This window comes from Mucilaginibacter sp. UR6-11, assembly GCF_020880695.1.
Taxonomy (GTDB): Bacteria; Bacteroidota; Bacteroidia; order Sphingobacteriales; family Sphingobacteriaceae; genus Mucilaginibacter.
Genome location: NZ_JAJIWO010000008.1, coordinates 25,329 through 48,396 on the forward strand (window position 1 = coordinate 25,329; position 23,068 = coordinate 48,396).

At 46.9% G+C, this 23,068-nt stretch carries 23 protein-coding genes and 1 pseudogene; 10 read left to right on the forward strand and 14 right to left on the reverse strand.

Features of this window, described 5'->3' with window-relative positions; genetic code table 11:
• Positions 1 to 14: 14 nt before the first annotated feature.
• From ric to LJ658_RS20585, 11 genes are all read right to left on the reverse strand, one after another.
• A complete protein-coding gene (gene ric, locus LJ658_RS16720) occupies positions 15 to 968 on the reverse strand; it encodes an iron-sulfur cluster repair di-iron protein (protein WP_230547683.1) in 954 nt (317 codons plus the stop codon).
• 79 nt (positions 969 to 1,047) lie between these two features.
• Positions 1,048 to 2,229, reverse strand: a complete 1,182-nt coding sequence (locus LJ658_RS16725; RefSeq protein WP_230547684.1) for a hypothetical protein — start codon at positions 2,227 to 2,229, stop codon at positions 1,048 to 1,050.
• A complete protein-coding gene (locus tag LJ658_RS16730; protein WP_230547685.1) occupies positions 2,229 to 2,561 on the reverse strand; it encodes a metal-sulfur cluster assembly factor in 333 nt (110 codons plus the stop codon). Before LJ658_RS16730 ends, LJ658_RS16725 begins: the two co-directional genes overlap by 1 nt.
• Positions 2,548 to 3,834 (reverse strand): cytochrome C oxidase subunit I, encoded by a 1,287-nt coding sequence (locus LJ658_RS16735; RefSeq protein WP_230547686.1) that lies wholly within the window; start codon positions 3,832 to 3,834, stop codon positions 2,548 to 2,550. The genes LJ658_RS16730 and LJ658_RS16735 overlap by 14 nt, the downstream gene beginning before the upstream one ends.
• Complete coding sequence (locus LJ658_RS16740; RefSeq protein WP_230547687.1) at positions 3,831 to 4,652, reverse strand: DUF2249 domain-containing protein; 822 nt, start codon at positions 4,650 to 4,652, stop codon at positions 3,831 to 3,833. The genes LJ658_RS16735 and LJ658_RS16740 overlap by 4 nt, the downstream gene beginning before the upstream one ends.
• Positions 4,653 to 4,872: 220 nt before the next feature.
• Positions 4,873 to 5,658: a molybdopterin-dependent oxidoreductase gene (locus LJ658_RS16745; RefSeq protein ID WP_230547688.1), complete on the reverse strand. Its 786-nt coding sequence runs from the start codon at positions 5,656 to 5,658 to the stop codon at positions 4,873 to 4,875.
• The gene (locus tag LJ658_RS16750) at positions 5,621 to 6,541 is read right to left on the reverse strand and encodes a hypothetical protein (protein ID WP_230547689.1); all 921 of its coding nucleotides are present in this window, start codon (positions 6,539 to 6,541) and stop codon (positions 5,621 to 5,623) included. Before LJ658_RS16750 ends, LJ658_RS16745 begins: the two co-directional genes overlap by 38 nt.
• Before the next feature lie 710 nt (positions 6,542 to 7,251).
• Complete coding sequence (locus LJ658_RS16755; protein ID WP_230547690.1) at positions 7,252 to 7,593, reverse strand: class I SAM-dependent methyltransferase; 342 nt, start codon at positions 7,591 to 7,593, stop codon at positions 7,252 to 7,254.
• Positions 7,594 to 7,599: 6 nt separating this feature from the next.
• Complete coding sequence (locus tag LJ658_RS20475; protein ID WP_255670519.1) at positions 7,600 to 7,734, reverse strand: hypothetical protein; 135 nt, start codon at positions 7,732 to 7,734, stop codon at positions 7,600 to 7,602.
• A 47-nt stretch (positions 7,735 to 7,781) separates the two neighbouring features.
• A complete protein-coding gene (locus tag LJ658_RS16760; RefSeq protein ID WP_230547691.1) occupies positions 7,782 to 7,973 on the reverse strand; it encodes a hypothetical protein in 192 nt (63 codons plus the stop codon).
• Positions 7,974 to 8,080: 107 nt separating this feature from the next.
• Positions 8,081 to 8,326, reverse strand: coding sequence for an ATP-binding protein (locus LJ658_RS20585; protein ID WP_370633088.1), 246 nt, complete (start codon positions 8,324 to 8,326; stop codon positions 8,081 to 8,083).
• A gap of 632 nt (positions 8,327 to 8,958) precedes the next feature.
• Between LJ658_RS20585 and LJ658_RS16765 the strand changes: the two genes are divergently transcribed.
• Both LJ658_RS16765 and LJ658_RS16770 read left to right on the forward strand, forming a co-directional pair.
• On the forward strand, positions 8,959 to 9,345 hold the full coding sequence (locus tag LJ658_RS16765) for a YidH family protein (RefSeq protein ID WP_230547692.1): 387 nt from the start codon (positions 8,959 to 8,961) through the stop codon (positions 9,343 to 9,345).
• 91 nt (positions 9,346 to 9,436) lie between these two features.
• A pseudogene (locus LJ658_RS16770) lies at positions 9,437 to 10,939 on the forward strand (excinuclease ABC subunit A); the annotation flags it as partial.
• A 349-nt stretch (positions 10,940 to 11,288) separates the two neighbouring features.
• Here the strand turns inward: LJ658_RS16770 and LJ658_RS16775 are convergent.
• On the reverse strand, positions 11,289 to 11,912 hold the full coding sequence (locus LJ658_RS16775) for a DUF4136 domain-containing protein (protein WP_230547694.1): 624 nt from the start codon (positions 11,910 to 11,912) through the stop codon (positions 11,289 to 11,291).
• 336 nt (positions 11,913 to 12,248) lie between these two features.
• Here LJ658_RS16775 and LJ658_RS16780 point away from each other — a divergent pair, with 336 nt between their 5' ends.
• A complete protein-coding gene (locus tag LJ658_RS16780; RefSeq protein ID WP_230547695.1) occupies positions 12,249 to 12,887 on the forward strand; it encodes a nitroreductase family protein in 639 nt (212 codons plus the stop codon).
• A gap of 193 nt (positions 12,888 to 13,080) precedes the next feature.
• Entirely contained in the window at positions 13,081 to 13,956 is an 876-nt protein-coding gene (locus LJ658_RS16785) for a universal stress protein (RefSeq protein ID WP_230547696.1), read from the forward strand.
• An 85-nt stretch (positions 13,957 to 14,041) separates the two neighbouring features.
• On the opposite strand, the gene LJ658_RS16790 is transcribed toward LJ658_RS16785, so the two are convergent.
• On the reverse strand, positions 14,042 to 15,379 hold the full coding sequence (locus LJ658_RS16790; protein WP_230547697.1) for an erythromycin esterase family protein: 1,338 nt from the start codon (positions 15,377 to 15,379) through the stop codon (positions 14,042 to 14,044).
• A 202-nt stretch (positions 15,380 to 15,581) separates the two neighbouring features.
• On the opposite strand from LJ658_RS16790, the gene LJ658_RS16795 reads away from it, so the two are divergent.
• From LJ658_RS16795 to LJ658_RS16805, 3 genes are all read left to right on the forward strand, one after another.
• Positions 15,582 to 16,232: a dienelactone hydrolase family protein gene (locus tag LJ658_RS16795; protein WP_230547698.1), complete on the forward strand. Its 651-nt coding sequence runs from the start codon at positions 15,582 to 15,584 to the stop codon at positions 16,230 to 16,232.
• A 27-nt stretch (positions 16,233 to 16,259) separates the two neighbouring features.
• Positions 16,260 to 16,892 (forward strand): phosphoribosyltransferase, encoded by a 633-nt coding sequence (locus LJ658_RS16800; protein WP_230547699.1) that lies wholly within the window; start codon positions 16,260 to 16,262, stop codon positions 16,890 to 16,892.
• Between the two features lie 99 nt (positions 16,893 to 16,991).
• Positions 16,992 to 18,095 carry an acyl-CoA desaturase gene (locus LJ658_RS16805; RefSeq protein WP_230547700.1) on the forward strand — a complete coding sequence of 368 codons (1,104 nt, stop codon included), beginning with the start codon at positions 16,992 to 16,994 and terminating at the stop codon, positions 18,093 to 18,095.
• 22 nt (positions 18,096 to 18,117) lie between these two features.
• Here the strand turns inward: LJ658_RS16805 and LJ658_RS16810 are convergent, their stop codons facing one another.
• Positions 18,118 to 18,666, reverse strand: coding sequence for a hypothetical protein (locus LJ658_RS16810; RefSeq protein WP_230547701.1), 549 nt, complete (start codon positions 18,664 to 18,666; stop codon positions 18,118 to 18,120).
• Positions 18,667 to 18,933: 267 nt separating this feature from the next.
• On the opposite strand from LJ658_RS16810, the gene LJ658_RS16815 reads away from it, so the two are divergent.
• From LJ658_RS16815 to LJ658_RS16825, 3 genes are all read left to right on the forward strand, one after another.
• Positions 18,934 to 19,455 (forward strand): ferritin-like domain-containing protein, encoded by a 522-nt coding sequence (locus LJ658_RS16815; RefSeq protein ID WP_230547702.1) that lies wholly within the window; start codon positions 18,934 to 18,936, stop codon positions 19,453 to 19,455.
• Positions 19,456 to 19,541: 86 nt separating this feature from the next.
• The gene (ftsH, locus tag LJ658_RS16820; RefSeq protein WP_230547703.1) at positions 19,542 to 21,518 is read left to right on the forward strand and encodes an ATP-dependent zinc metalloprotease FtsH; all 1,977 of its coding nucleotides are present in this window, start codon (positions 19,542 to 19,544) and stop codon (positions 21,516 to 21,518) included.
• 216 nt (positions 21,519 to 21,734) lie between these two features.
• Positions 21,735 to 23,060, forward strand: a complete 1,326-nt coding sequence (locus LJ658_RS16825) for a TolC family protein (RefSeq protein ID WP_230547704.1) — start codon at positions 21,735 to 21,737, stop codon at positions 23,058 to 23,060.
• Positions 23,061 to 23,068: the final 8 nt, after the last annotated feature.

A 23,068-nucleotide genomic window follows, 5' to 3' on the forward strand; every position in this document is an offset into this window, starting at 1 on the left:
GTTGATTAACGAATCTAAGATAATTCTTTTTCCAATTGGATCGCTTTCGGAAACAGGATATTGCTTTCCAGGTGGACGTGGCGATGCAGGTCGTTTTCATACTCTTCTAGCTTTTTGAACAGGATTGTATAAGAACTACAGGCATCCGTAGGCAGCTGGTAGTTCGAAGTGATCGTCCGTATGGTTTCAAAATCCCCCCCGACCTGCTCATGCTCAGCGTCCATGACCTGTATGGGTACGGAGATTTTGCCAAAATCCGCATAAGGCAGCATCCCCCCAGAGTTGTAAACCTGTGCCAGCTCTTTGATGAAAGGGAACAGTATTTTTTCCTCTTTCACCATGTGCAGGGTCAGGTCGTTGCCTATTCGTTCAAACAATGCTGCTACTCTGATCAGTTCAGGATGTCTTTCACCATGCACCCTGGCTACTTTTTGCGCAATATCCAGTATAAACTGGGTATTCTCCCGCACGTAACGGTGGTGGGTGTTGATAATATAGTCACTCAAAAAACCGAGGTCCCTGTTTTGAAAATCGTTCTCACTGGTGGCGGATGTTTCGTCCTTGACGGCGGCTAGTTGGCGCTTCACTTCTTCAGGGTTTATCCCTTTTTTCTCGCAAACTTCAGCGATGGTTTTTTTACCGCCGCAGCAGAAGTCAATACCTAAATTTTTAAAGACCTGCGCTTTGCGGTAATCCCTGGCTACGATCTCACCGATAGTTTCCGTGTTGTCCGTTTCGGTCTTTTTTGCGATCTTCACCTGCCATACTTTGGGGCCGCTTTCCAGATAATCCCAAAAGAATACCTGTCCCCTTTCAGCCAGGAGCTGATAATACAAAGGTTTAGGGTCGTGGTCATTGTGAATAATAAAGGCCTCGCCAGCTAACAGTGAATCGAACTTGTCAAAGATCGTTGGATGTTTAAACCGTGGTTCGATCACGGTCACGTCCAGAATGTCTAATACTTCCATTTTGTTGATGTTTAAATAATAAAAGATAAATTTATCTTTTATTATTTAACAAAAAAGTGATTGTCGTCACATCTCGTTCTTATAGGCTGCTTTTTGTCTTAAAAAACAATAAAAAACCAATGGGAAGGAAGGAAAGGCAAAGTAAAAATAACAGGAGCTGATAAGCTGCGATTACGATAGCAAACAACGATAACAAGGGTTGTATAAATAGTAGACAAAGATAGATCACTACAAGGATGACATAAAGGATATTTACGGTGGCAATTAATTTACAGAACCTGATCATGCCTTTTCTAACCAATTGCCCGATCAGCAGCGGCATGATGACGCCCAAGGTAAGTAAGTGGATATAACCGATGATGAGGTTACGATTGAGAAAGGTCCAGTCACCAATAGCCGGAATACAAACCAATAGCTGAAAGATGCATTTGAAAGTCAGACCTATGATAGCCGCTTTTTCTATAAAAGTCAAATCACGCCAGTGGCTTCTAAAACTAAAACACAGCACAAGCCAGCTAACCAGATTTAAGACTGCGCCAATAAAAACCAGCATCCATATAAGATTACCGGGTTTGCTCCACAAGGTGAAAATAAAATACAGCGGTATCGTGGAAAAGATAAAAAGGTTGAGCCATCGCTTCGAATGTGGGGTTACCTGCTTAACCGAAGCAACGGAAGCCAACAATCCCAAAACCGCCAGTAGCATAAAGCCATTCATTTGAAAATGCAGATAAAAATAAACCGCGTCCTGATACCAGGCTGTTTCTTTCAGTCCCAGGGCCGCCAGCGGACCCAAAGCGAACGGCCCGAGCGTAGACAGGCACAAGAAGACAAGGCTGCCCCGGATGAATCCGTAAGCTATAGCATTGATGCGTTCCTTTAAATTGCTTTTGAAGACCAGCCAGGTAAAACGAAAGGTCACACCTACGAAAAGGGTTGAAAAACCAATGGAAACCGGTTTATAGCCCTGCCAGGAAAAACTGGCCAGCATACCATAAGCACTGACCAGCGTTAGTAAAAGGACAATTTTGAAACCGGGACCAATTTTGCCGTCACCGCATAATAACGCGATCAAAAAAGCGATGGAAAAGAACATCCAGCCTGAGAAAGCAAAGTGCGAGTGGGCGTGCAGGATGAACAGGTAATCAATTCCGGGAATATCGTAAAGCTGCATATAACGCAACGTTACGCCGAAGATGCTGAGTACGATAAAATTAACGATCGCCCAGCGGGGGTAATTCAGCGTGGTAAAGTGTTTCATTACATACCCAGTAAGCGTTTACCTTCATCGGATATATTATCATATGACCAGACCGGTTCCCAAACAAGGTCAACTGCTGCTGCATAATCGTCGTAGTGCCCCTCGATACAATTTTTTACGGCGGATATTATGCTTTCGCCCATCGGGCAGTAAGATGAAGATAAGGTCATCTCAACGTTGACCAGCTTTTTCTCCGCGTCTATGTCAATGCCATAGACCAGGCCGAGATCGATAATATTAATGTGCAGTTCCGGATCGATCACCAGTCGGAGTGTTTCCATCATTTGCTCTTTTAAAAAAGAAAGAGGGTCGGTAATATCAAAGCTTGCCATAAGTTACTGTTTTATGAAATAGTACAGTAAAGATGTTGGACAGATACAGCATGGCGGTAACCATAAGCATCGCTATCCCGATATAGATCAGCGGCAGGAACAGTAGGTAACAGCCCGGCATAAAGGTCAGGCAAAAAATCAGATAGGACACGGTTTGCGCCTTCAGCAGGTTCTCCGCGAACAGCTCCGCTGGCATGGGGGTTTTAAATTTTCCCGTCAGGTGTTCGTAGTGTTTAACCCAAACAATAAAAGGCAGTGTCTTAAAAGTTTGCCCCAATATTAACGCGGTGATCCAGCCCATCAGCATAAATTCGCCATAGATCATTGAGAAGCGAATGGTCACCGGGTTGTTTTTAAGGTGGAAGTAAATAATAAACGGAACGGTCAGCGTAGCTATCTTTAACAGGATAAACGACATGAAACTGTTCATCATCGGCAGGTCGATGTGTTTTCTTAATCGGGATCGCAGGCATTTTACAATGAAGATAAAATAGCAGGTTATTCCGGCAGCACCAATCGTGAATATTAAATAGGTCCGTAGGCTAAGTCCAAAGAGATAAGAATCTACCAGGAAGTATAGCAGCGCGCCTATGATCAGGTAATAACTGTAGGTGAGCAATTTGGTGTTTTGATACGATGATACCAGGAACATGGGTACCAGTTTGGAACTCACGCCGATCAGCATCAGCAGGAACCACCCAATCAGCCCCATGTGCGCATGCAATTTAAGAAAATGCAGTTGATCCTGCGGAAATATCAACAGCGTAAAATTAAAGACCAATGCCGCGCCTAAAGCGGCCGTCAGACAAAGGCAAATACAGGCGCTGAAGATAAAATCCTCCTGGATGGTTTCCTGTTTTTTCTTTTTAGCGGTCAGGTATACATTAATCGTAAATAAGAGGACGGCCAAAAGCAATAAGATCGCGCCGCTTTGCATATGAATGCCCGGTACAAATACCCAGAATGAATAGACGAGGGCGGTCAGCCCCGGCATAAAGAGCGCGAAGCTCATCCAGGCCAGTTTTTCGCTGTACAGCTCCGTTTCCAGAACCACCGGGATAAGTTGGTAAGATGCGCCCAGGATGATCATCGTTCCCCAACCGAGTGCCGCCATGTGTGTAATAGCGAGAATCTGAGGATGAAAATAATGCCCGGTAAAGGCCTTCACGGAGAACAGCATCATGACAGACAGGATCAAAAAACAAAACGCGGCGACCACATAATGGGTTACCACGATCTTATAAAGACCAGGGTTCTGCTTGATCCCACTCATTTTTTATAAATCAGCATGTTGATATTGGCGGGGCCGATCGTTTTAAAGACATAGGTTAATCCCTGTTTCTCCAACTCCGGCAGCAGGTATACCGGTATCTTTTTGTGGTAGACAAACAGGGCGTTGCCGGCAACCAGGTTCGGCGTTTGCTCCAGGATGGCCAGCATAGGTTTTGGCATCTCCAGTTGGCGAACATCAAGAAAAATAATGCGGTGTTCGTCAAATCTTTTCAGGAGGCGATTGAATTGGTCATTATCAGCGGCCGGGGCTGTTAAAGGAATGGTTACCGCTTCGTCCGGAGTAGATCCTGTTTTGCTAAAATAAGTTACGACCAGGTTTGGTTCCGTTTGTTCCACACGGAAGGAAAATCCTTTTTCTGCCAGCAAATGGATCAACGGCAACGGTTCGAAGGTATTGATAAGTTTTAGTCCCTGACCGTCTTCGAGTTTCTTAATACAGGCTAATATTTTTTTTAAGGGATCTTTATCCTGCGCCAGCACAGGGCGGACATCAAGTTCGAGATAATCCAATGGCTCTCGGAAAGATGCCCTCCGCACAGCTATATCATTTTCAACTGATGTATCTGCGCTTACTTTGAACCCGATTTGCTTCATGCTCCACATAAAATCAGTGAGTTCAGTTTTTGATATTTTGCAGGCATCAGCGATGCTAACCCTTTTTACCAATAAATTTCGTAGTAACGGATTTTTAAGTTTTGAAAATTTTTTATTTAAACCGACCAGCGTCCTGATCACCAGGTCACGGTCGACTTCGAGCAGTTGGCTGATTTTTGTTTGCGGGTTAATTGTGAGTTCCATCATGCAAAAATGCGAGGTTCAGCACAAGTAAAATATGATTTCAATCATGTTTTACTTGTGATTATAGCACAAATAGTGTGACTATTTGTGATTTATTTGTAATTATTTGTCTCGGATAGGGAAATCCTATCAGGAAATTAAAATCAGGACAACACCGCATTTATTCCAGGAAAGTAGATTTCAGGTTCGGACTCAAACAATAGCTGTGAATAGTCCTCTGTTAGGTGTCGGCCAACAGATCGAAATATTCATCATCTTCATTTTTACCGCCGAAACCCTTGCCGATGTACTGATGGGTATCTAAAAATTCTATTTTATTGATCCATTTGACCATTTTGTAGCCGAGCTGATTTTCGATACGCAGCCTGAGTGGCGCCCCATGCTTTTCGGGAAGCGGCTGGTAATTCATTTCCCAGGCCAGGATCGATTTCGGTTTCAGGCAGTTATCCAGGCTGTGCGTATCGTAATAAGCGCCGCCATAAAGCCCTTCGCCGAAAGAATAAAAGACCACCGTTGTCACCGAAGAATGGGGCCTGACCAAGGCTATTAATGTCTTCATAGGTAAACCACCCCATTCTGCAATTCCCGACCACCCCTGTATGCAATGGTGCATGGTAATGTTTTGTTCTGCACCCATCTTTTTCAGATCTTCTAATGATAGCTGTACTGAATTTTCAACCAGGCCACCGACCTGGAGCTTGAAATCTTTAAAATGATTAGCTGCAAGGTTGCGCCATTCAGCCGATTCGGGCATTTTCCCGTTTACCCAGAAATAAGGGGATATATCTTTTTGCTGATAATAAACTTTAGGCCGGAGTTTGTTAATGGTGTTGAGCCATAAGGTGCCATTAATTTTAGCCTCTGCTTGCTGTAATGACCGCGGCCGTTGCCAGGAGATCCAATGCGCCAGGAAACCAAATGCCACTGTAAACAAAATAACACCAAGCCCAATATAAAGGCCCGAACGGTCAGCAGTGCTGTCCGTACCGACTGTGATATGATTCATATTCCTCGTCAGCCCTGTCGCAGCCACCATTGCCACGTGAATGATGACAAAGGCCAAGTAGGCGATCATGACCAAAAAGTGAACGGAGCGAGCGCCCTGGCGGTTGCCGAATAACTTGGGTAGCCGATGGAAACGATTTTCTATGGCCGGGGACATCGACATACCGCTGAGCATGGCAACAGGCGCCAAAAAAAAACCACCGCAAAGTAAGAAATTTGCTGCAGTGCATTAAAATGATAAAAACCGTCAGGTTCGACAGGCAGGTGAAAGGTGGCATAGTGAACGAAGATGTTCCACGAATCAGGTAACACCTGCCAGGATGCCGGGACCAACCTTTCCACTGATTGGTAAAGAATAAAAAACCTATAAATACCACGCCGTTCAGCAGGAAGAAGGGAACTGTTATAAAATGCCATGAACGGGCTATTCCTATGGAATGGCGGTACCCCGGCAAGCCGGCTACCGGGTTCAAATACCGGCCATCTTCTTTTGCGGTGTAAACCCGGTCATCCGGCACCTTTACAGGGGTAAAACGCAACCACTCCGAACGGGGCGAACAGCCGCGGTTCCAGTAAAGACGGGGATGATCCGCTAAAATAGACAAACCGCTCCTGATAATTAGGGCGAGAAAAAAGAAATTTATCCAGTGGCTGAGCGATAGCCAGAGCGGGAATCCTTTAGGGTCAGCGGCGGTTAACACCGGCAAGGTCAACGATGGATCCGTGGGCAAGCCGAACAGCAAGTACTGTAACCATGCCACCCCTGCTGTGGCGATCAGCATGGTCAAAAGCAGGATAAACGCTGTTCTATTGATCCCAATAAACATACGCCTGTCTTCCGGGAATCTCATCGCCCGTTCCGCTTCGTTAAAGTTGGTGAACATGGCAACCTAACTTAAATATAAAACTTGGTTAAGCATCCTGGTCAGACAGCCAGTTGTCTGGCGACGCCGGAGCGCCGATGGCGATGATATGGTGAATATGGTGAGGGTCGGCTACAAACATTATTTAAGGGCTAGATGGCAATAGGAATCCTATCAAAGCTACAGCTAATTTTGGAAATAAACGGTTTATTTCGTCTTAGGCAACGCAAAGTAAGAAATCCCTCTATCGCCGGCGCATGTCATAAGCCGCCTGCATCACTAGCCGCGAGCGCGTAAACAATTACGTCAATGTACAAGCGGCCTGGGTTCACTCACCTGATATCCGACGTGACTTGCTTGGCAGAGATCATTTCGGCCATTGTGCACGCGGCCTCTAAAACTGCTCCCTGGATAGGTATACTTTGGTCGAAAAGCTACAAGCCGATCTCCGCACGAAGGAGATGCCAGTCGTTTGGCCGGGGTCGCAGGCTATCTCGCCAAGCCGTACCATGAGGAGAAACTGCTGGCTTTTATCCAGCAGGGGTTGCAGGACCGTGCCTGACGAAGGCGGAGTACAGGAAAAACGCCGTATTTGACAGATTTGATGAGGACAAATGACCCCTCCCCATAGCCTGGGCCAGGGCTTTCTGTTTCTGTTATCTCGTCAAGCGGATGAAAGAGCGTCTGGGAAAAAGTCAATCCCTTAAAACCAACTTTTCTTAATTCTTCGGTTATCCCGGCCACCGAATAAAAATTAGCGTGTTTATAGAAAATACTTTACGGTTTTCATAATATTCTCCTATGGGACTGTTTTTATCTATAAACCCAACAATAAGGCCCCCCTTGTCTTTCAGTACTCGATAAGCTTCTTTGAACGCCGCATGTAAATCCTCGAAATAGCTGATACAAAAAACCATGAGTACAACGTGGAAACTCAGATCCTTATAGGGAAGCGCCTCTGCCCGGGCGTTGCGGACATTGATCCCTCTTTTACTTGCTTTTTCACGCATGCCCGATAATGGGTCAACCCCCTCCTTAATACCCAGGGCTTCAGCAAAACGACCGGTTCCCACACCGACTCAAGCCCGATAAATGGTCCCTGCCGGAAATACCTCGAGTATAGCTGCTACCTCTGAACGGAATACATGATCGTAGGTGTCAAACCAGGCTTCGTATTCTGTTACGTGTTCGTCAAATAAAACTGACTGTTCCATTATCGTTTTCATTAGATTAATTGATTAGTTATTAAGGAAAGGTTGAGTCAGGTTAGGGACCTTCCGCCTGGTGGCGGCACCTCGTAGGGCGGCGGCTCAAAGGGTTCCTTAAAAGGGATGATCTCCGGATCGTCACCGGGCTGAAACGGATCTTCCGGGTCAACAGCCGGTTCAGTCGCCGGCTGAATTTTCGGAGTGGGGTCTTCAATCGGTACCGCTTGTAGTTTTTTCTTTGCCATGACTTATAGTGAACGACTTTCGCAGACAAGCCAAATGATACAAGGCAAAACAAGGAAATTTTAATCCGCCTTACCATGACCCTGATCAAATCAAAATCTGATATTCGTCATGATCGGGTCTGCGACGTCCGTAATGCCTGGAGCCTGGTTAAGGCATGAGTGTTAAACCGGGAAAGCAAGACAAAGGTGGTACCCTTTCCGGGATAACTTTTGAACTCGATTTTCCCGCCCAGCAGGCTGGCACGCCGTGCCACGATATTTAAGCCAAGGCCCGTCCCGTCCCTGGATCGTGCCGGTATTGCTCGCCCGGAAGAAAGCGCTGAACAAATGCTCCTGGTCGGCTTCGGAGCCACCGATCCTGTGATCCTTAACCGTCAGCAGGCAGCCGGCTTCGCTGATCTCGGTGTCCAAGGTCGATCATCGTGTCTTCACCTGAATATTTGATGGCATTGGAGCAGGTTATGCAGGCAGTTCTTCAGCAATAGCTGGTCAAAGTATACGGGAACAAAGCCCGTGTGCCGGTAAGTGATCTGCTGGCCGGGCCGCCAATTCCTCGCGGTAACCGTCCGAATGCGTTTTGATACCCGTAGTAACAGACTTATAGGCTGCATCAACTTTGCGTCCCTGCTTATCATGGATTGCTAAATTGAGGTACCAGTCCCTGACACCAGCTAGGGGGCGCAACAGGAAACAGGGCCGCGGCGGCTGTCTTGTAATCTACGAGCACATCGTACCGGTCGCAGATATATACCGCCACCGGCAGCCGCTCATAGAATTCGATCATGGAGATGCGCTGCTCGGTCATGCGAGAATGCCCAATTACCTGGTAAACAAAGCTAAAGCATCCATACGGACAAGAAAAAAATTATTTTACCAGTTACATGATTGCTGGACGGTGGAGGTGGCAAAACAATCAATGGTAGTTATTATCAGGGATCATTTCTGAATGCTTAAAACCTTGCCCGGATATCCGTGCTTCCCCTACATGACCGATCAAACCAATAATCACCAGGCCGGTGCCGGCGACCACCTGGCCAATGAACGCACCTTCCTCGCCTGGATACGGACCAGCATCGCCCTGATGGGCTTCGGCTTCGTCGTCGTCAAGTTCTCGCTATTTGTGCGGCAGATCTCGCTTGTGGTGGGCACTCAAAATGTACCGCAGCAAAAAGGTTTCTCCGCGATCATCGGCATGTGCCTGGTCGCGGTCGGCGCGCTGACCGCACTTATCGGTTACCTGCGTTACCGCAGGATCGAAAAGCAGTTGCTCAATAACGCCTTTTACCCGCAGTCGCGTTTATTGCTGGTGCTGACAGCGGGCGTTATCGGCGCCAGCCTGTTGTTATTATACTACCTGCTACCCAACTTATAATGCTGCCGGATCTCGGCGCTAACTCACCTGGCAGTCGAAACAATAACACTCTTCGGCCTGTTAACCCGCCTGTCTAACGATTGAACTGCCGATGGAATTTAAGGGATTTGTGAAAGTAAAAGGTGCGCGGGAGCATAACCTGAAGAACGTGGACCTGGAGATCCCGAGGGATGCGCTAGTGGTTTTTACCGGCATATCGGGTTCTGGAAAATCTTCGCTGGCTTTCGGTACTTTGTATGCCGAGGCACAGCGGCGTTACCTGGAATCAGTCTCGCCGTATGCCCGCCGCTTATTCAACCAGATGGCCATACCGGAAGTAGATGAGATCGAAGGACTACCGCCGGCGGTCGCCTTACAGCAGCAGCGCGGTTCGGCCAGCACGCGGTCCTCGGTCGGCAGCATCACCACTTTAGCCAATTTACTGCGGATGCTGTATTCCCGCGCCGGCGATTACCCTTCCGGGCAGGGGATCATCTATGCCGAAGCCTTTTCGGCCAATACCCCAGAAGGCGCTTGTCCCGAATGTCACGGGCTGGGCAGGGTGTATGAGATCACTGAAAAAACTATGGTGCCCGACGATACACTGACCATAAGGCAAAAAGCGATCGCCGCCTGGCCGCCCGCCTGGCAGGGACAAAACCAGCGCGACATCCTGACCACTATGGGCTACAATATCGATATCCCCTGGAAAGAACTACCCAAAAAAGATCGCGACTGGATCCTGTTTACTGAAGAACAACCTGTGGTCCCGGTTTATTCCGGCTATACACATGATGAAATCCAGCGCTTTATTCAAAACAAACGCCAGCCCGACTATATGGGCACCTTTACCGGGGCTCGCCGCTACGTGCGGCATACGTTTGCCACTACTCAAAGCCTGTTGATGAAAAAGCGGGTTTCGCAGTATATGCTGAGCACCGAATGCCCGCTTTGCCGCGGTAAACGCTTACGGCAGGAGTCGCTGAGCATTAAGTTTGCCGGTTACGATATTGCCGAGCTTTCGGCCCTCGCACTGAATAAGCTCGCCATTATCTTTCAGCCCTACGCCAAGGGTGACGCGCCGGCGTTAAAAAAACTCGCCTCCAAACACCCCGAAAAAGTTGTTGTTGCCCGCCGCATTGCCGAAGATTTTTTAGCGCGCGTGCGGGTCATGCTGGACCTCGGCCTTGGTTACTTAACGATCAGCCGCAGCACGCCGACCTTATCGCCCGGCGAATTGCAGCGCTTAAGGTTAGCCACGCAGGTGCGCTCCAACCTCTTTGGTGTGGTGTATGTGCTGGACGAGCCATCGGCAGGTTTGCATCCGGCAGATACCGAAGCCCTGTTGCGCGCACTGGACAGGCTGAAAGCGTCCGGCAACTCCCTATTCGTGGTAGAGCACGAGATTGATGTGATCCGGCATGCCGACTGGATCGTGGATGTCGGCCCGGCTGCCGGCGAGCAAGGCGGGCATATCCTCTATAGCGGCATCCCCTCTGGTTTGCGCGAAGTGAAAGCCTCGCTGACTCGTCATTATCTGTATGATAACCCCAAAGCTGTCAGCAAACACTTGAGAATTCCCAAAGATTGGCTAAAGCTCACCGGCATTACCCGCAAATAAACGATGATGAGAAAATACTATAATGCCCTAGATACTGGTTCAACTCTGATTGTGTATTCTGATTGAATCTAATTTATATATAATAATTGCCAAAATCACAGAAGTTGTTCAAGCCTATTCTCTTTATCTACGCAAATAAAAAAGCACAGTAGTACTCGATATTACTGTGCTTTTTATTTAGACTTCTATACCATTCTTACGAGGACAGAGAATACAGCGACATATCAACTTTTATTTAAAGAACGTCCGGCATCAAATATTCGGTTCTGCAAAATCCGCATAGAGTCGTTAGGCTACAAATCGATCATGCCCAGGATTTGTTTCATTATTGCTTTAGCATCAGTCACCGCTGGCTGACCAGGCGCTTATGAAAATCTGCTGTCGGAATGAGAGGTAGTTTAGCCATAATGCCTTCCACAACCCTGGGGATATCGGTCAGCGCTCTTTCCGGATCATCAATGTCGCCAACGCCGTAACCGCGCCATATCACGCGCCGGCTTTTACGCTCGATCAAATCTATGACCAATGTACCTTCGCGGTAGGGAACACGTTCAATTTCGTCCCCCACATAGACGATAAAATCAGCCGGATACCGGAAATAAAAATAACGGCCGTAGCGGTTACGGGGTACACCGTGGTAGATGGCACGCGGGCCGTAAACATACACCGGGCGGTTATAGACCCTCACCTTGTCATTTACCTGTATGGCATAGCGCACCAACAGGTCCGGGCGGGCAACCTCCAACTTCAGATTGCGCCTTTCCAGTTGCGCACTAACCTCATCTTTGATCTTTTCATCAGCAATATCACTGTAGTTGCCGGTGGTGTCTACGGCAGGTAGCCAGGCAAAAGTCCTGTATTTCTGAAAAGTCGCGGTTGGACTTTCAATTGCATAATATCGGTAGGCGGTACAGCTCCCGGCTACACAGGCCAATGCAAACAGGATAAATGCTTTTAAACATTTCATTATCGTCGATTTAAGGCACAAATTTGTTTAGTTGCCCGTGACTAAGTCATGACGGGAGTCAGAATAGCGTTTGATGCTTGTCATTGCTGTTAATAGTGAAGGAATAAGCCGACAGCGGTGTAAAGAAAATCCGCAGTATTCCGCCCCGCCGGCCTAAATAACCTCCCACGCAAAAATGTCTGGTGAGGATGAGAAATATCATCTCCGTTGCTGATGATGATCATGGTGTAACCATTTCCTTTTCATTCATTTTGCATAAATACGGGGCTATGATCGTTCCGGTCGCGTTCCGCCGGAGAAATTAGAATTGTTTGCTTACATATAAAAATACCTGTTATGAAAACCGCCATAATTAATGACCTTACCGGTAACGAAACGCTCAAAACTATTTTTGAAAGAAGAGCAGTAAGGAAATATCGGCCTGATATGATTGATGACGACGTCCTGAATAAAATCCTTGATGCCGGCTGTATGGCCCCATCAGCCATGAACGGACAACCCTGGAAATTCTATATCGCCACGCATAAAGACACAATCGCTTCTTTTTCAGAGGCGATCGTAAAGATCATGCCAAAAATGGCGATCAAAGAAACGCTCAAGCATCCGGTGGCAACTATCAAAACACTTTTACATGAGTTACCGCACACCATGCACTCCGGAGGGGAAGACCCGATATTCCATGGCGCTCCGGTAGTTGTATTTATTACTGCGCCAAAAGATAATGAATGGGCCGGCCTGGATATTGGCATGTGCGCGCAGAACTTGATGCTGGCGGCTAAATCGCTTGGCCTGGATAGCTGTCCTATTGGGTTTGCGAAGTTTATTGAGCAGACCCCCGTCTTTCATCGCCTGGAGGTTCCTGACGGCGAAACGGTGCAGCTAGCGGTTATTTTGGGCTATGGCGTAGAAAAACCTGAACCGCATCCGCGGGCAGAGCATAACGTGATCTTTATAGACCGTATGGAATGCTGTTAACAAATACAATTCATGCAAATTTTAAACGAACAGTTATGGAAATGCCAATGAGCAAAGTAGCGCCGGTCACTGATTATGTGCGTTGAAGAGCGCGAAAATGGTGACAGGGGTTGTGTCTTGGCTCAATTCTGATCAGCATCATTTATAACAGGATCGTATTACAAATATCGACCGATAGCTACTAAAAAAAATAATGATGAAAACAATCCTGGTACCCACAGATTTTTCAAAAGGCGCTACCCATGCGGCCGAGATTGCAATCCGGCTTGCCGAACAATTACATGACAGGCTACTGTTATGGAACTGCGCCCCTCAAATACCGGTAATGCCCGGCTATTTAGGAGGCCCACTATTGGCGGAAACCGTAGCGGGATCAGTAGAAAGCCAGGACAAGTTCCAGCAGGTCACGGAGGACTTGGAGGATTTTATGACCAATACCGGCGGCGATTATAAGCCGCAGCTGCTCACCCGTTACAGTGAAGGTGGCTTCAGGGAAGCACTGGCACGGCAGCTTCGTGAAGAGGCATTTGAACTGATAGTTATAGGGGCGCCCGCCGGCTGCGCTATAGAGCATATCTTTACGGGGAGCCATACACTGCAGGTGATTGAAGCAGCTGTATGCCCGGTGCTAATCGTGCCGTCCCGGGCGGCGTTATCCCAATTAGAGAAAGTTGTTTTTGCTACAGATTATGAGCCTGGGGATCTCGAAGCGATCAGCTATCTGTCAGAATTAAGCCAGACGCTGGGGTTCAGAATCGAGGTGGTGCATGTAATAGTTAATGGCGAAAACCGAGGAGATGCAGCTCAAAAAGAAACGATATTTAACGAACAGTTGGCCAAACTAAAAGGACCGCCGATCTCGTCTAAAGAGATTCGGGGCAGAGACGTGGTAGGCCGCTTAAACCGGGTTAGCAAGCAAACCGGGGCCGATATGCTGACCATGAGTCATCACCACTATTCTTTTTTTAAAAATCTGTTCAGTGAGAGCAAGGTGGAAAGAGAGCTTGCTCATCAAAAAATACCTTTGCTGGTTTTTCCGCTGAAGAATAGTCAGAAACAAAGAAAATAGTCGCCAAACGTAAGACGAAAACCTTTCCGTAAAACACATTGCGGAAGAGCTGGCGGCCTAAAGAAACCGGAAGAAGCTAATCCCATTACACCCCAAACGGATAAGTTTCCGGGATCTGATCGCCATCAGGCTTAATGTGCAGCGGGTGAAGCGCGGTTGTTTTATCCAGGTAAATAAAGGCGTCATAACGCAGGGGAACTACGGTGGGCACGTAGTTGCCATACCGTTCATGTAACGAATTATATACTACGCCAATAGCGCGGTGCCCGATATGATTTTCCATCAGCATATGGTCTCCTGAAAAATCGTTCATAATCAGGACTTTATTTTCCTCACCTGCACCGTGTAATAAATATTCCCAGCTTGCTTTCCGGGCCTTCGGCATTTGCAGTACCTGCATGGCCGCCCCCCAGCTTTGGCCAGCCATTACCGTTCCCTGGTAAGACCCGAAGCCAACCAGTACTACGTTTTTATTTTTGTACTGTGTCCTGGCTAGTTCACCGGTATTCCACATACCTTCCAATGCCATATCTGTTGCCCTTGCGTCACCAATATGGGTATTGTGCTGCCAAACGATTGCCTTGGCACCCTCACCATGAAAGGCCAGTAAACGATTAAGGGTGTTTGCCATATGTGTGTCGCGGATGTTCCAGCTGTTAGGCCCCCCGCTAATCATAGCCCGGTAATACTTTTCGGCATTGACCGCGATCATTGCATTTTGTTCGGCACTGAAGACATTTTCATGGTCAGTATTATACTGCGGTAATTTCCGCTGTATCTCTTTCAACAGGCCCACTACCTCTGCCTGGCACAGTTCGGGGACAAAAGCACTGGCGTGCGCGTAGGAACGCCCTTCGTCTTTACGATAAGGCTCGAAACAGCGGTAAGCATTCTCAGCCACCTTCAAAGCGGCAGGGTCTGTTTTTTGCAGATACTGCATAATGTATTCCATGCTTTCCCACAAACTGTAGACATCAAGGCCGTAAAACCCAGCCTTTTTGTTAGCCGGCAAACCGGTGTTGTATTTCTTTAACCATTCGGCCAGGGCAGCAATTTCCCAATTGGCCCACATCCAGGTGGGCCATCGGTTAAACTCCTGCAATACCTTAACTGCAGTTTTATGATCAGTATCATAACCCTTGACAAAACGGTTTAACCGGTAACAATCGGGCCAGTCCCCCTCTACTGCGATAAAATTAAAGCCTTTTTCTCTGATCAATATTTTAGAGATCTGCGCCCGCCAGGTATAATATTCGTGCGTGCCATGGCTGGCCTCTCCCAGCATCACTATTTTGGCGTCACCAATGCGATCTAATAATGGTTGAAGATCTGCGGTATTTTCCAATGGATGGGCGTGCCGGCTGATCGAAGCAACAATCGCTGGTTCGTCTAATGGTGCTTCCCTGGTTAAATAATGTTTCATGTCTTTCTGTTTTGGCTCTTGCCCCTCGTTATCATTATCAAAAATAATTCCCTTCAGGCTTGATTTTCCTGATGTCAATCAGTCAGTTAGCTGATCGGCATCATGGAAGGTCGATCAGCTGGTAACTAGTTTTGTTAGGAAATGCTTAGGGCAGATGGGCGCCGGGCGAAGAGTTATTTTTGATCTAAAACAGCTTAATCTCATGGAAATAAAATATCAAAATCAGGTGAGTATACCGGCAGGTAGCGTTCGGCTAAAGGGTGACTTATTCAACCCAAATAATCCTAAGGCCATTATCATCTTCTCACATGGCAGCGGCAGCAGCCGGTTCAGCAAACGCAACCAGCAGGTAGCCGCCTATCTTCAGGAACATGGCTTTGGCACTTTATTATTCGATCTGCTGACACCGGAAGAAGATCAAAATTATTATAACAGATTTGCCATTGACCTGCTCAAAGATCGGCTCGTGGCTGCAACTGTTTGGCTGGAGAAACTGCCGGCCGCCAGGGAGCTTAGCATTGGTTATTTTGGCGCCAGTACCGGCGCGGCCTCAGCGTTGAAAGCCGCTGCCAGATTGCCGGAGATATTTGCGGTGGTCTGCCGGGGCGGGCGTCCCGACCTGGCCAGGGAGGAGTTGCCGTCAGTACAATCCCCTACCCTTTTGATCGTCGGGAGTTTGGATCCGCAAGTGCTTGAATTTAACCGGGAGGCATTTCAGGACCTAAAGTGCGAAAAGCATTTGGAGATTGTGGAAGGGGCCACTCATTTATTTGAAGAGCCCGGAAAACTTGAAAAAGTATCTGAAATAGCGGCCGGCTGGTTTAGAGACCATATACCGGCTATTATGGCATAATTATCTGCAAATTAAATCTTTACAGCTATGTTTAAAGACAGAACAGAGGCCGGCCGGCTGCTTGCCGCCAAACTCAAAAAATATAAAGACGACGCGGGTGTGGTGCTTGCAGTGCCACGAGGTGGTATTCCGGTTGCCTATCAGGTAGTCCGTGAGTTGGGGTTTCCGCTCGAGGTCGTTTTGACCAAAAAGATCGGGCACCCAAACAATAAAGAATATGCTATCGGGGCGGCCAGCCTGTCGGATTATTTTGTAATACCCCACCGGGATGTTCCGCCTGGATATGTAGAACGGGAACTTGTGTCCATACGCGCGCGGTTAAAAGAAATGTATCAAAAATTCATGGGGGACGCTCCCGCAGAAAATATCAGTGGAAAAACGGTCATCATTGTTGATGACGGCATAGCGACCGGTAACACAATCCTGGGTACTGTCAGGCTGATACGAAAGGGCCAGCCCGGTAAGATTATAGTCGGATCTCCGGTAGCTTCAAAAGAGGCGGTACAAAAATTAGCGAAAGAAGCTGAAGAAGTTGTGACCGTCCTCATACCAGAGGAATTTCATGGCGTCGGCGCATTCTATGAGAACTTTAACGAAGTCAGTGATGATGAGGTAATGTTCTATCTTGAAAAGTTGGGCCGGTTAAAAAAAGCCGGTTAAAGCTGTAAACGCCATAACATCTTTATCATTGATAAAGCTTTACGTGTAGGGCCAAAATTGCAGGCTTTTAGGCATATACACTAATCAAGAATAAATATTATGCAAACGATCAAATTTTCAAGCAATGAGCCCTGGCAAAAGCAGTTTGCCAGTTTGGTAAGACAACGGGTGAATGAATACTTTAAGGAAAAAGAGATCTCAACCAAAGGGAATCTAAGTCTGTATACCCAAACAGCGGCGATGCTGCTGTTTTATATCGCGCCGTTTGTCCTTTTATTAACAGTGCAAGTAAATGCCTGGACCGGTTTGCTACTGGCAATCATCATGGGAATAGGCATGGCAGGAATTGGTATGTGCGTTATGCATGATGCCGTACATGGCTCTTATTCCGATAAAGAATGGGTTAACACACTAATGGGCGCGTCGATGTATCTGCTGGGCAGTAATGTCTTTAACTGGAAGATCCAGCATAATGTGATGCACCATGCTTATACCAATATCGAAGGGTATGACGAAGATATCGCGGTCAGCGGCCTGATCCGCTTGTCGCAGTACGCACCCTTAAAAAAAGTACATCGCTACCAATATATCGATGCCTTTTTCTTTTATGGGCTAATGACTTTGTCTAAACTCACCCGCGATTTTACCCAACTGGCTAAATATAACCAGGATGGTGTGACCAGGAAATTCCATATCAACCCTACGATGGAATATGCCAAAATGGTCATCATCAAATTGGCCTATTTATTCGTCCTGATCGGCGTGCCTATATTATTTACCACTTTTAGTTGGTGGCAAATATTAATCGGTTTTCTGATTATGCACTGGACAGCAGGTTGCATCTTAAGTACGGTCTTCCAAATGGCCCATGTAGTAGAAGGCGCGCAACAGTTCGAGCCCGACAAGGATGGTATCATTCATACCGAATGGGCAGTAAACGAAGTGCTGACCACTTCGGATTTTGCACAGCGTAACGGCTTGCTAAACTGGTACATCGGCGGTCTGAATTTTCAGATCGAACACCACCTGTTCCCAAATATCTGTCATGTGCATTACCGGCGGATTGCGCCGATCGTAGAAAAAACAGCTAAGGAATTTGGTTTGTTTTATAATGTAAAACCCAGCTTTTTCGCAGCCCTCCGATCTCATATTACCCGGCTGAAAGAACTGGGGCAACCTGTCGCTTTACAATATGGCAACTGAGAGGTAGAGGCCAATGGCCGGGTCACTTGTTTAAATTAGTGATTGTTGCTGACGTGCTTAATACAGAAGACTGGAAGTAGATTTTCATTTCGCTCAGCGCCCTGTAAAAATGCTCGGTTCTTTTAAAGCCGGCCAGGTCATAAAGTAAAAAGTCCAGTCCGGCCCACAACAGGAACCAGCCGGCCGGTTCAAGCAATACTTTAAGGCAAATGATGATGAAAGATTCCTGGGCGCGGAAGATGATCCAGGAATTAAGCAGCATCACCATCACACCAACAATCAGAAACAATAGTCCTTTAGTTAGTTTTTGCCGGTAAAGGTTGTGGTGCCATCTAAACTGGGAGGTAAAAAAGTGGTGCAGGCCAGGCGCAATGATCTTTTCGGCCGCTTCATTGCGCATTTCAGCCGGCAGTAACAGGATCATATTCCGGGTATCCGGCAAGTTTTTGATCTCGACCCGCAATTCCGCTAAAAAATCTTCAGAGATTTTTCGGGCCTGATAATGACGGCTGTCAAAATCCGAATAGATGTCGTCATAAGAATCAAGCCATAGATTTATTCCTGTTATCATCGCGTTTTAATTCCTAAGCTAAAATAAGCAGGGAGGGCAAACTAAAAAACGACTTACATCATACTTTTAGATTACTTAGCTCAATTATCGCAATCGCAGTTAAAACTACTAACCTATTTCCGGGATATTTTAAATAAAACATTGTAGCGGTTTTAATAATTGGCCATAAACGGCAACGGTGATGACAATCAGCCTTCGGGGTGATCCAGGTCATCATTAAAAACTTTAGTGACTAATAAATTTGGGTACAATTGAAAATCATAAGTCATGGAAAACAATTCAACAATCGCCACCTTACATAACTTGCTGGATTATAATGCCGGGAAGTTTACCAGCGGGGAGATTCAACTGAGAAAGAACCTACCCGACTGGATCATGAAAACGCAGTCACTGCAGTTAAAACAGGTATTGCAGAAATACCTGAATATGGTGGAAGAACATGTACAGAAAATGGAAGGCTTTTTTTCCGCCGAGAACTTCACTTCATTGAGCCTGACCAATCGGATAATGCAGGCCTTTATTGAAGACACCAATGAAAAACTAAGAAATTGTACAGACCCAGAGGTTTCAGACGCTTGCCTGCTTGCCAGCATACAGGGTATTAATCATTATAAGATCAGCATCTACGGGACAGCTTCCGCATTTGCCGGCGACCTCGGTATGGAGAAGTTCGCAACGATCTTTCATGAACTGGAGATCAATGAAAAAAATATAGACGACCGCTTATCGCAGCTGGCCAAATACGAGATCAACAAAAAAGCTGAAGCACCAATCAGATTGTCCAAATAATTTGGCACAACCTAAAGGTAGCATAAGGCCAAAAAAAGAATTATGCGGATGGCGGATATAAGCTTGGTGCTTATCAACTTTAATTTATGAAAAAGGAGCAGCCCGTAAAGCCAAAAAGACCTTTAAATGGAAAGGGCAATCCTGCATTCGGCTGGGTTTGGCTTATCCTCTTGCTTTATGTAGTCCTGTCACCATTATTAACAACGTCTTATGGCTTAAAAGAGATTACCTGGCAGCAGTTCTCAAAAGATATCCTGAGCCGTAAAGCCGTTGAAAAACTGGAAGTGATCAATAAGGAAAGGGTTGAAGTATATATCAAAAGGTCATTTGCCGGCGATACTGCCTTTAAAAATGTTTTTAAACCGGCCTTTGGTAGTGGCGTCAATAGCGGGCCGCATTATACTTTTACAATCGGCTCGATAGAATCCTTTGAACACAATTTGGACGAAGCAGAGAAAACCTTCACGGCAAATGAAAAAGTTCCGGTGAGTTATAGCTACCAGAGTAACTGGCTTATGAATATCCTGACTTGGTTGGCGCCCTTTATTCTCTTATTTGTCCTCTTGAATTTTTTGATGCGACGGGCCGGCGGCGGAATGACCGGACCGGGCGGAACCTCTATCTTTAATTTTGGGAGATCAACCGCCACGCTGATCGAAAAAGAAAACAGCACGGTGACCTTCGCGGATGTTGCCGGGCTGGATGAAGCTAAAGTTGAAGTCCTTGAAATTGTCGACTTTTTAAAAAAACCGGCTTCATTTACCAAGCTGGGTGCGAAGATACCTAAAGGGGTGATCCTGGTAGGCCCGCCCGGAACGGGTAAAACGTTGCTGGCGAAAGCTGTGGCAGGCGAAGCGCAAGTGCCCTTCTTTTCCATTTCTGGCGCCGCCTTTGTAGAAATGTTTGTCGGTGTAGGTGCTTCCCGGGTGCGTGACCTGTTCCAGCAGGCCAAAGACAAAGCGCCCTGCATTATTTTTATCGATGAGATTGATGCTATAGGCCGGTCGCGGGGAAAAGGTGCCTTTCTGGGCGGCGCTAATGACGAACGGGAAAGCACGCTTAATCAACTACTAACCGAAATGGACGGCTTTGGCACTAATACGGGCGTCATCGTATTGGCAGCAACCAACCGTGCCGATATGCTGGACCCGGCCCTGGTCCGTCCCGGGCGGTTTGACCGCCATATTTACCTAGAACTGCCCAATATGAACGAAAGAGTCGCCATTTTTAAAGTGCACATGGCTGGGTTAACCCTGGCGGCTAACATTGACTTACAGATTCTGGCGGCACAAACCCCGGGATTCTCCGGGGCCGACATTGCCAATATTTGTAATGAAGCGGCCCTGATCGCTGCCCGGCGAAAAGCTGTCAAAATAGAAAAAGAGGATTTTATGGATGCTATAGACCGGATCGTTGCCGGCCTTGAAAAGAAAAGTAAGATCATTTCGCCCGAAGAAAAAAGAATAATCGCCTTTCATGAAGCCGGGCACGCCGTAATCAGCTGGCTATTAAAAAACGTAGATCCACTGGTAAAAGTTTCGATCATCCCGCGCGGTAAATCACTGGGCGCGGCCTGGTATTTACCGGAAGAAAAGCAATTGCGTAGCAAAACTGCTTTTAAGGAGCATTTATCTGCTACGTTGGGCGGCAGGGCTGCTGAGGAGCTCATTTTTGGCGAGGTCTCTTCGGGTGCGTTGGATGATCTTGAAAAGGTAACCAAAGAGGCCTATGCCATGGTGGTGTATTATGGATTTAATGAAAAACTGGGAAACCTGAGTTATTACGATTCAACCGAGCAACGCGACCTGGCTATCCAAAAACCGTTCAGTGAAGCGACGGGTGAGCTAATCGACCGGGAAATCCGTAAACTGATAGCACAAGCCTACTTGGACGCCAAGACGCTATTAGCAGAGAATAAAGTCTCTCTCGAAAAAGTAGCGGACCTGTTATTAAAAAAAGAAGTGATCTATAAAGCAGACCTGGAAAACATTATGGGGAGACGTATCTCCGCTTCGCCGGCAATCAGTCAACAAAAAAATGAAGGTGTAACTTCCGGCGCCTAAAACGAAGCCGACAGCAATATTTTACGCAGTAAAAGACATGCTAATGGTAGAGGATGCTTCGGAAAAAACTCTTGTTTTCGATCACTTCATAGCATGCGCATCATCATGTTTTTTTCCAGCCTGTTATATCAACTTTGTCCAAGTTCGCTACAGTAGGCTGAATGCTCATCAATAATATGGCTTGAATTAAAAAGCGGTTCCATTAATTATTTACCAATGACGGTCGGCGGCAAATATTTTTCATTTTTACTGATCTTATCATTACCTGCTTCCGGGCTTCATGCCCAGGATACATCTGCCCGGCCGGCATGGAGCCTGGAAAAATGTATTAGTTATGCGATAGCCAACAACGTGCAGATTGGCACGCTGCGCCTGGAGCGGTTAGTTAGCCAACAGGCCTATCAGTTAGCCAAAGCATCGCGTCTGCCCAGCTTATCCGCTACAGAATCCCAAACCTTTGTTCATGCTAACGGAGACAACACTACGGGTTACCGGGGTGGCTCATCGACGTCGGGTAGCTACGGATTAAGTTCGTCGGTAACTCTATATAATGGTAATGTAATTAACAACACCATCAGGCAGACCGATCTGGCTGTGCAATCTGCAGGATTAACTATTGATCAGGAAGAAAATAATCTAACCCTACAGGTAACGCAAGCTTATCTCGCTATTTTACTGGATAAGGAGAATATTATTTATGATTCCACCGTCGTCTCCACAGCACAGGCGCAACTCAAGCGGGAGCAGCAACTTTACGATGCCGGAAGCGTTGCCCGCAGTGCGTTGATCCAACTGCAGGCGCAACTGGCCACCGACCAGTTTACGCTAGTCAACGCCCACAATATCGAACGAGCCGACCTGCTTACCTTAAAACAGCTTTTACTGTTAAGCAACGAAACTGCTTTTGACGTCCAAAAGCCGGACACGGTGATAGCCGCCGCTGCGGTCAGGCCATTTCGTGAATCCGAACAAAATGCCTTAAACAATTTCCCGGATGTAAAGATCGGTCAGCTTGGTGTCCATATAGCCAATTATGGAGTGGCCATTGCGCGGGCAGGTTATCGCCCGGCTTTGACGGCGGGGGCATCGGTCAATTCCGACTATAACAGCTATGGGGGCGGGTTTGGCAGCCAGTTAAACAACAATTTCAACCAGCAGATCGCGCTTACACTTGCCGTTCCTGTTTTCACCAAAAGGACAGTAAAGACCAAGGTGGAAGAAGCTAAAATCCAAGTGGAACAATCGCAACTTAACCTAAAAAACACCACCCTGTTGCTTTCGCAATCCGTAGAGCGCGCCTATATCAATGCGTTAAACGCGCAGGGCCAATATGGTGCAGCGTTTAACCAGTACCGTTATAACCAGGAAAGTTATCGGGTTGCCAGCGCACAATTAAAGGTTGGAACGGCAAACATAGTGGATTTTCTCTTACAAAAAACATTGTTTTTACAGGCGCAGCAGGCTTTTATACAAGCAAAATATAATGCCTTGCTAACCTTAAAAGTATATGATTTTTATAGCGGTGTGCCTATCAAACTTTAATTCTGAGA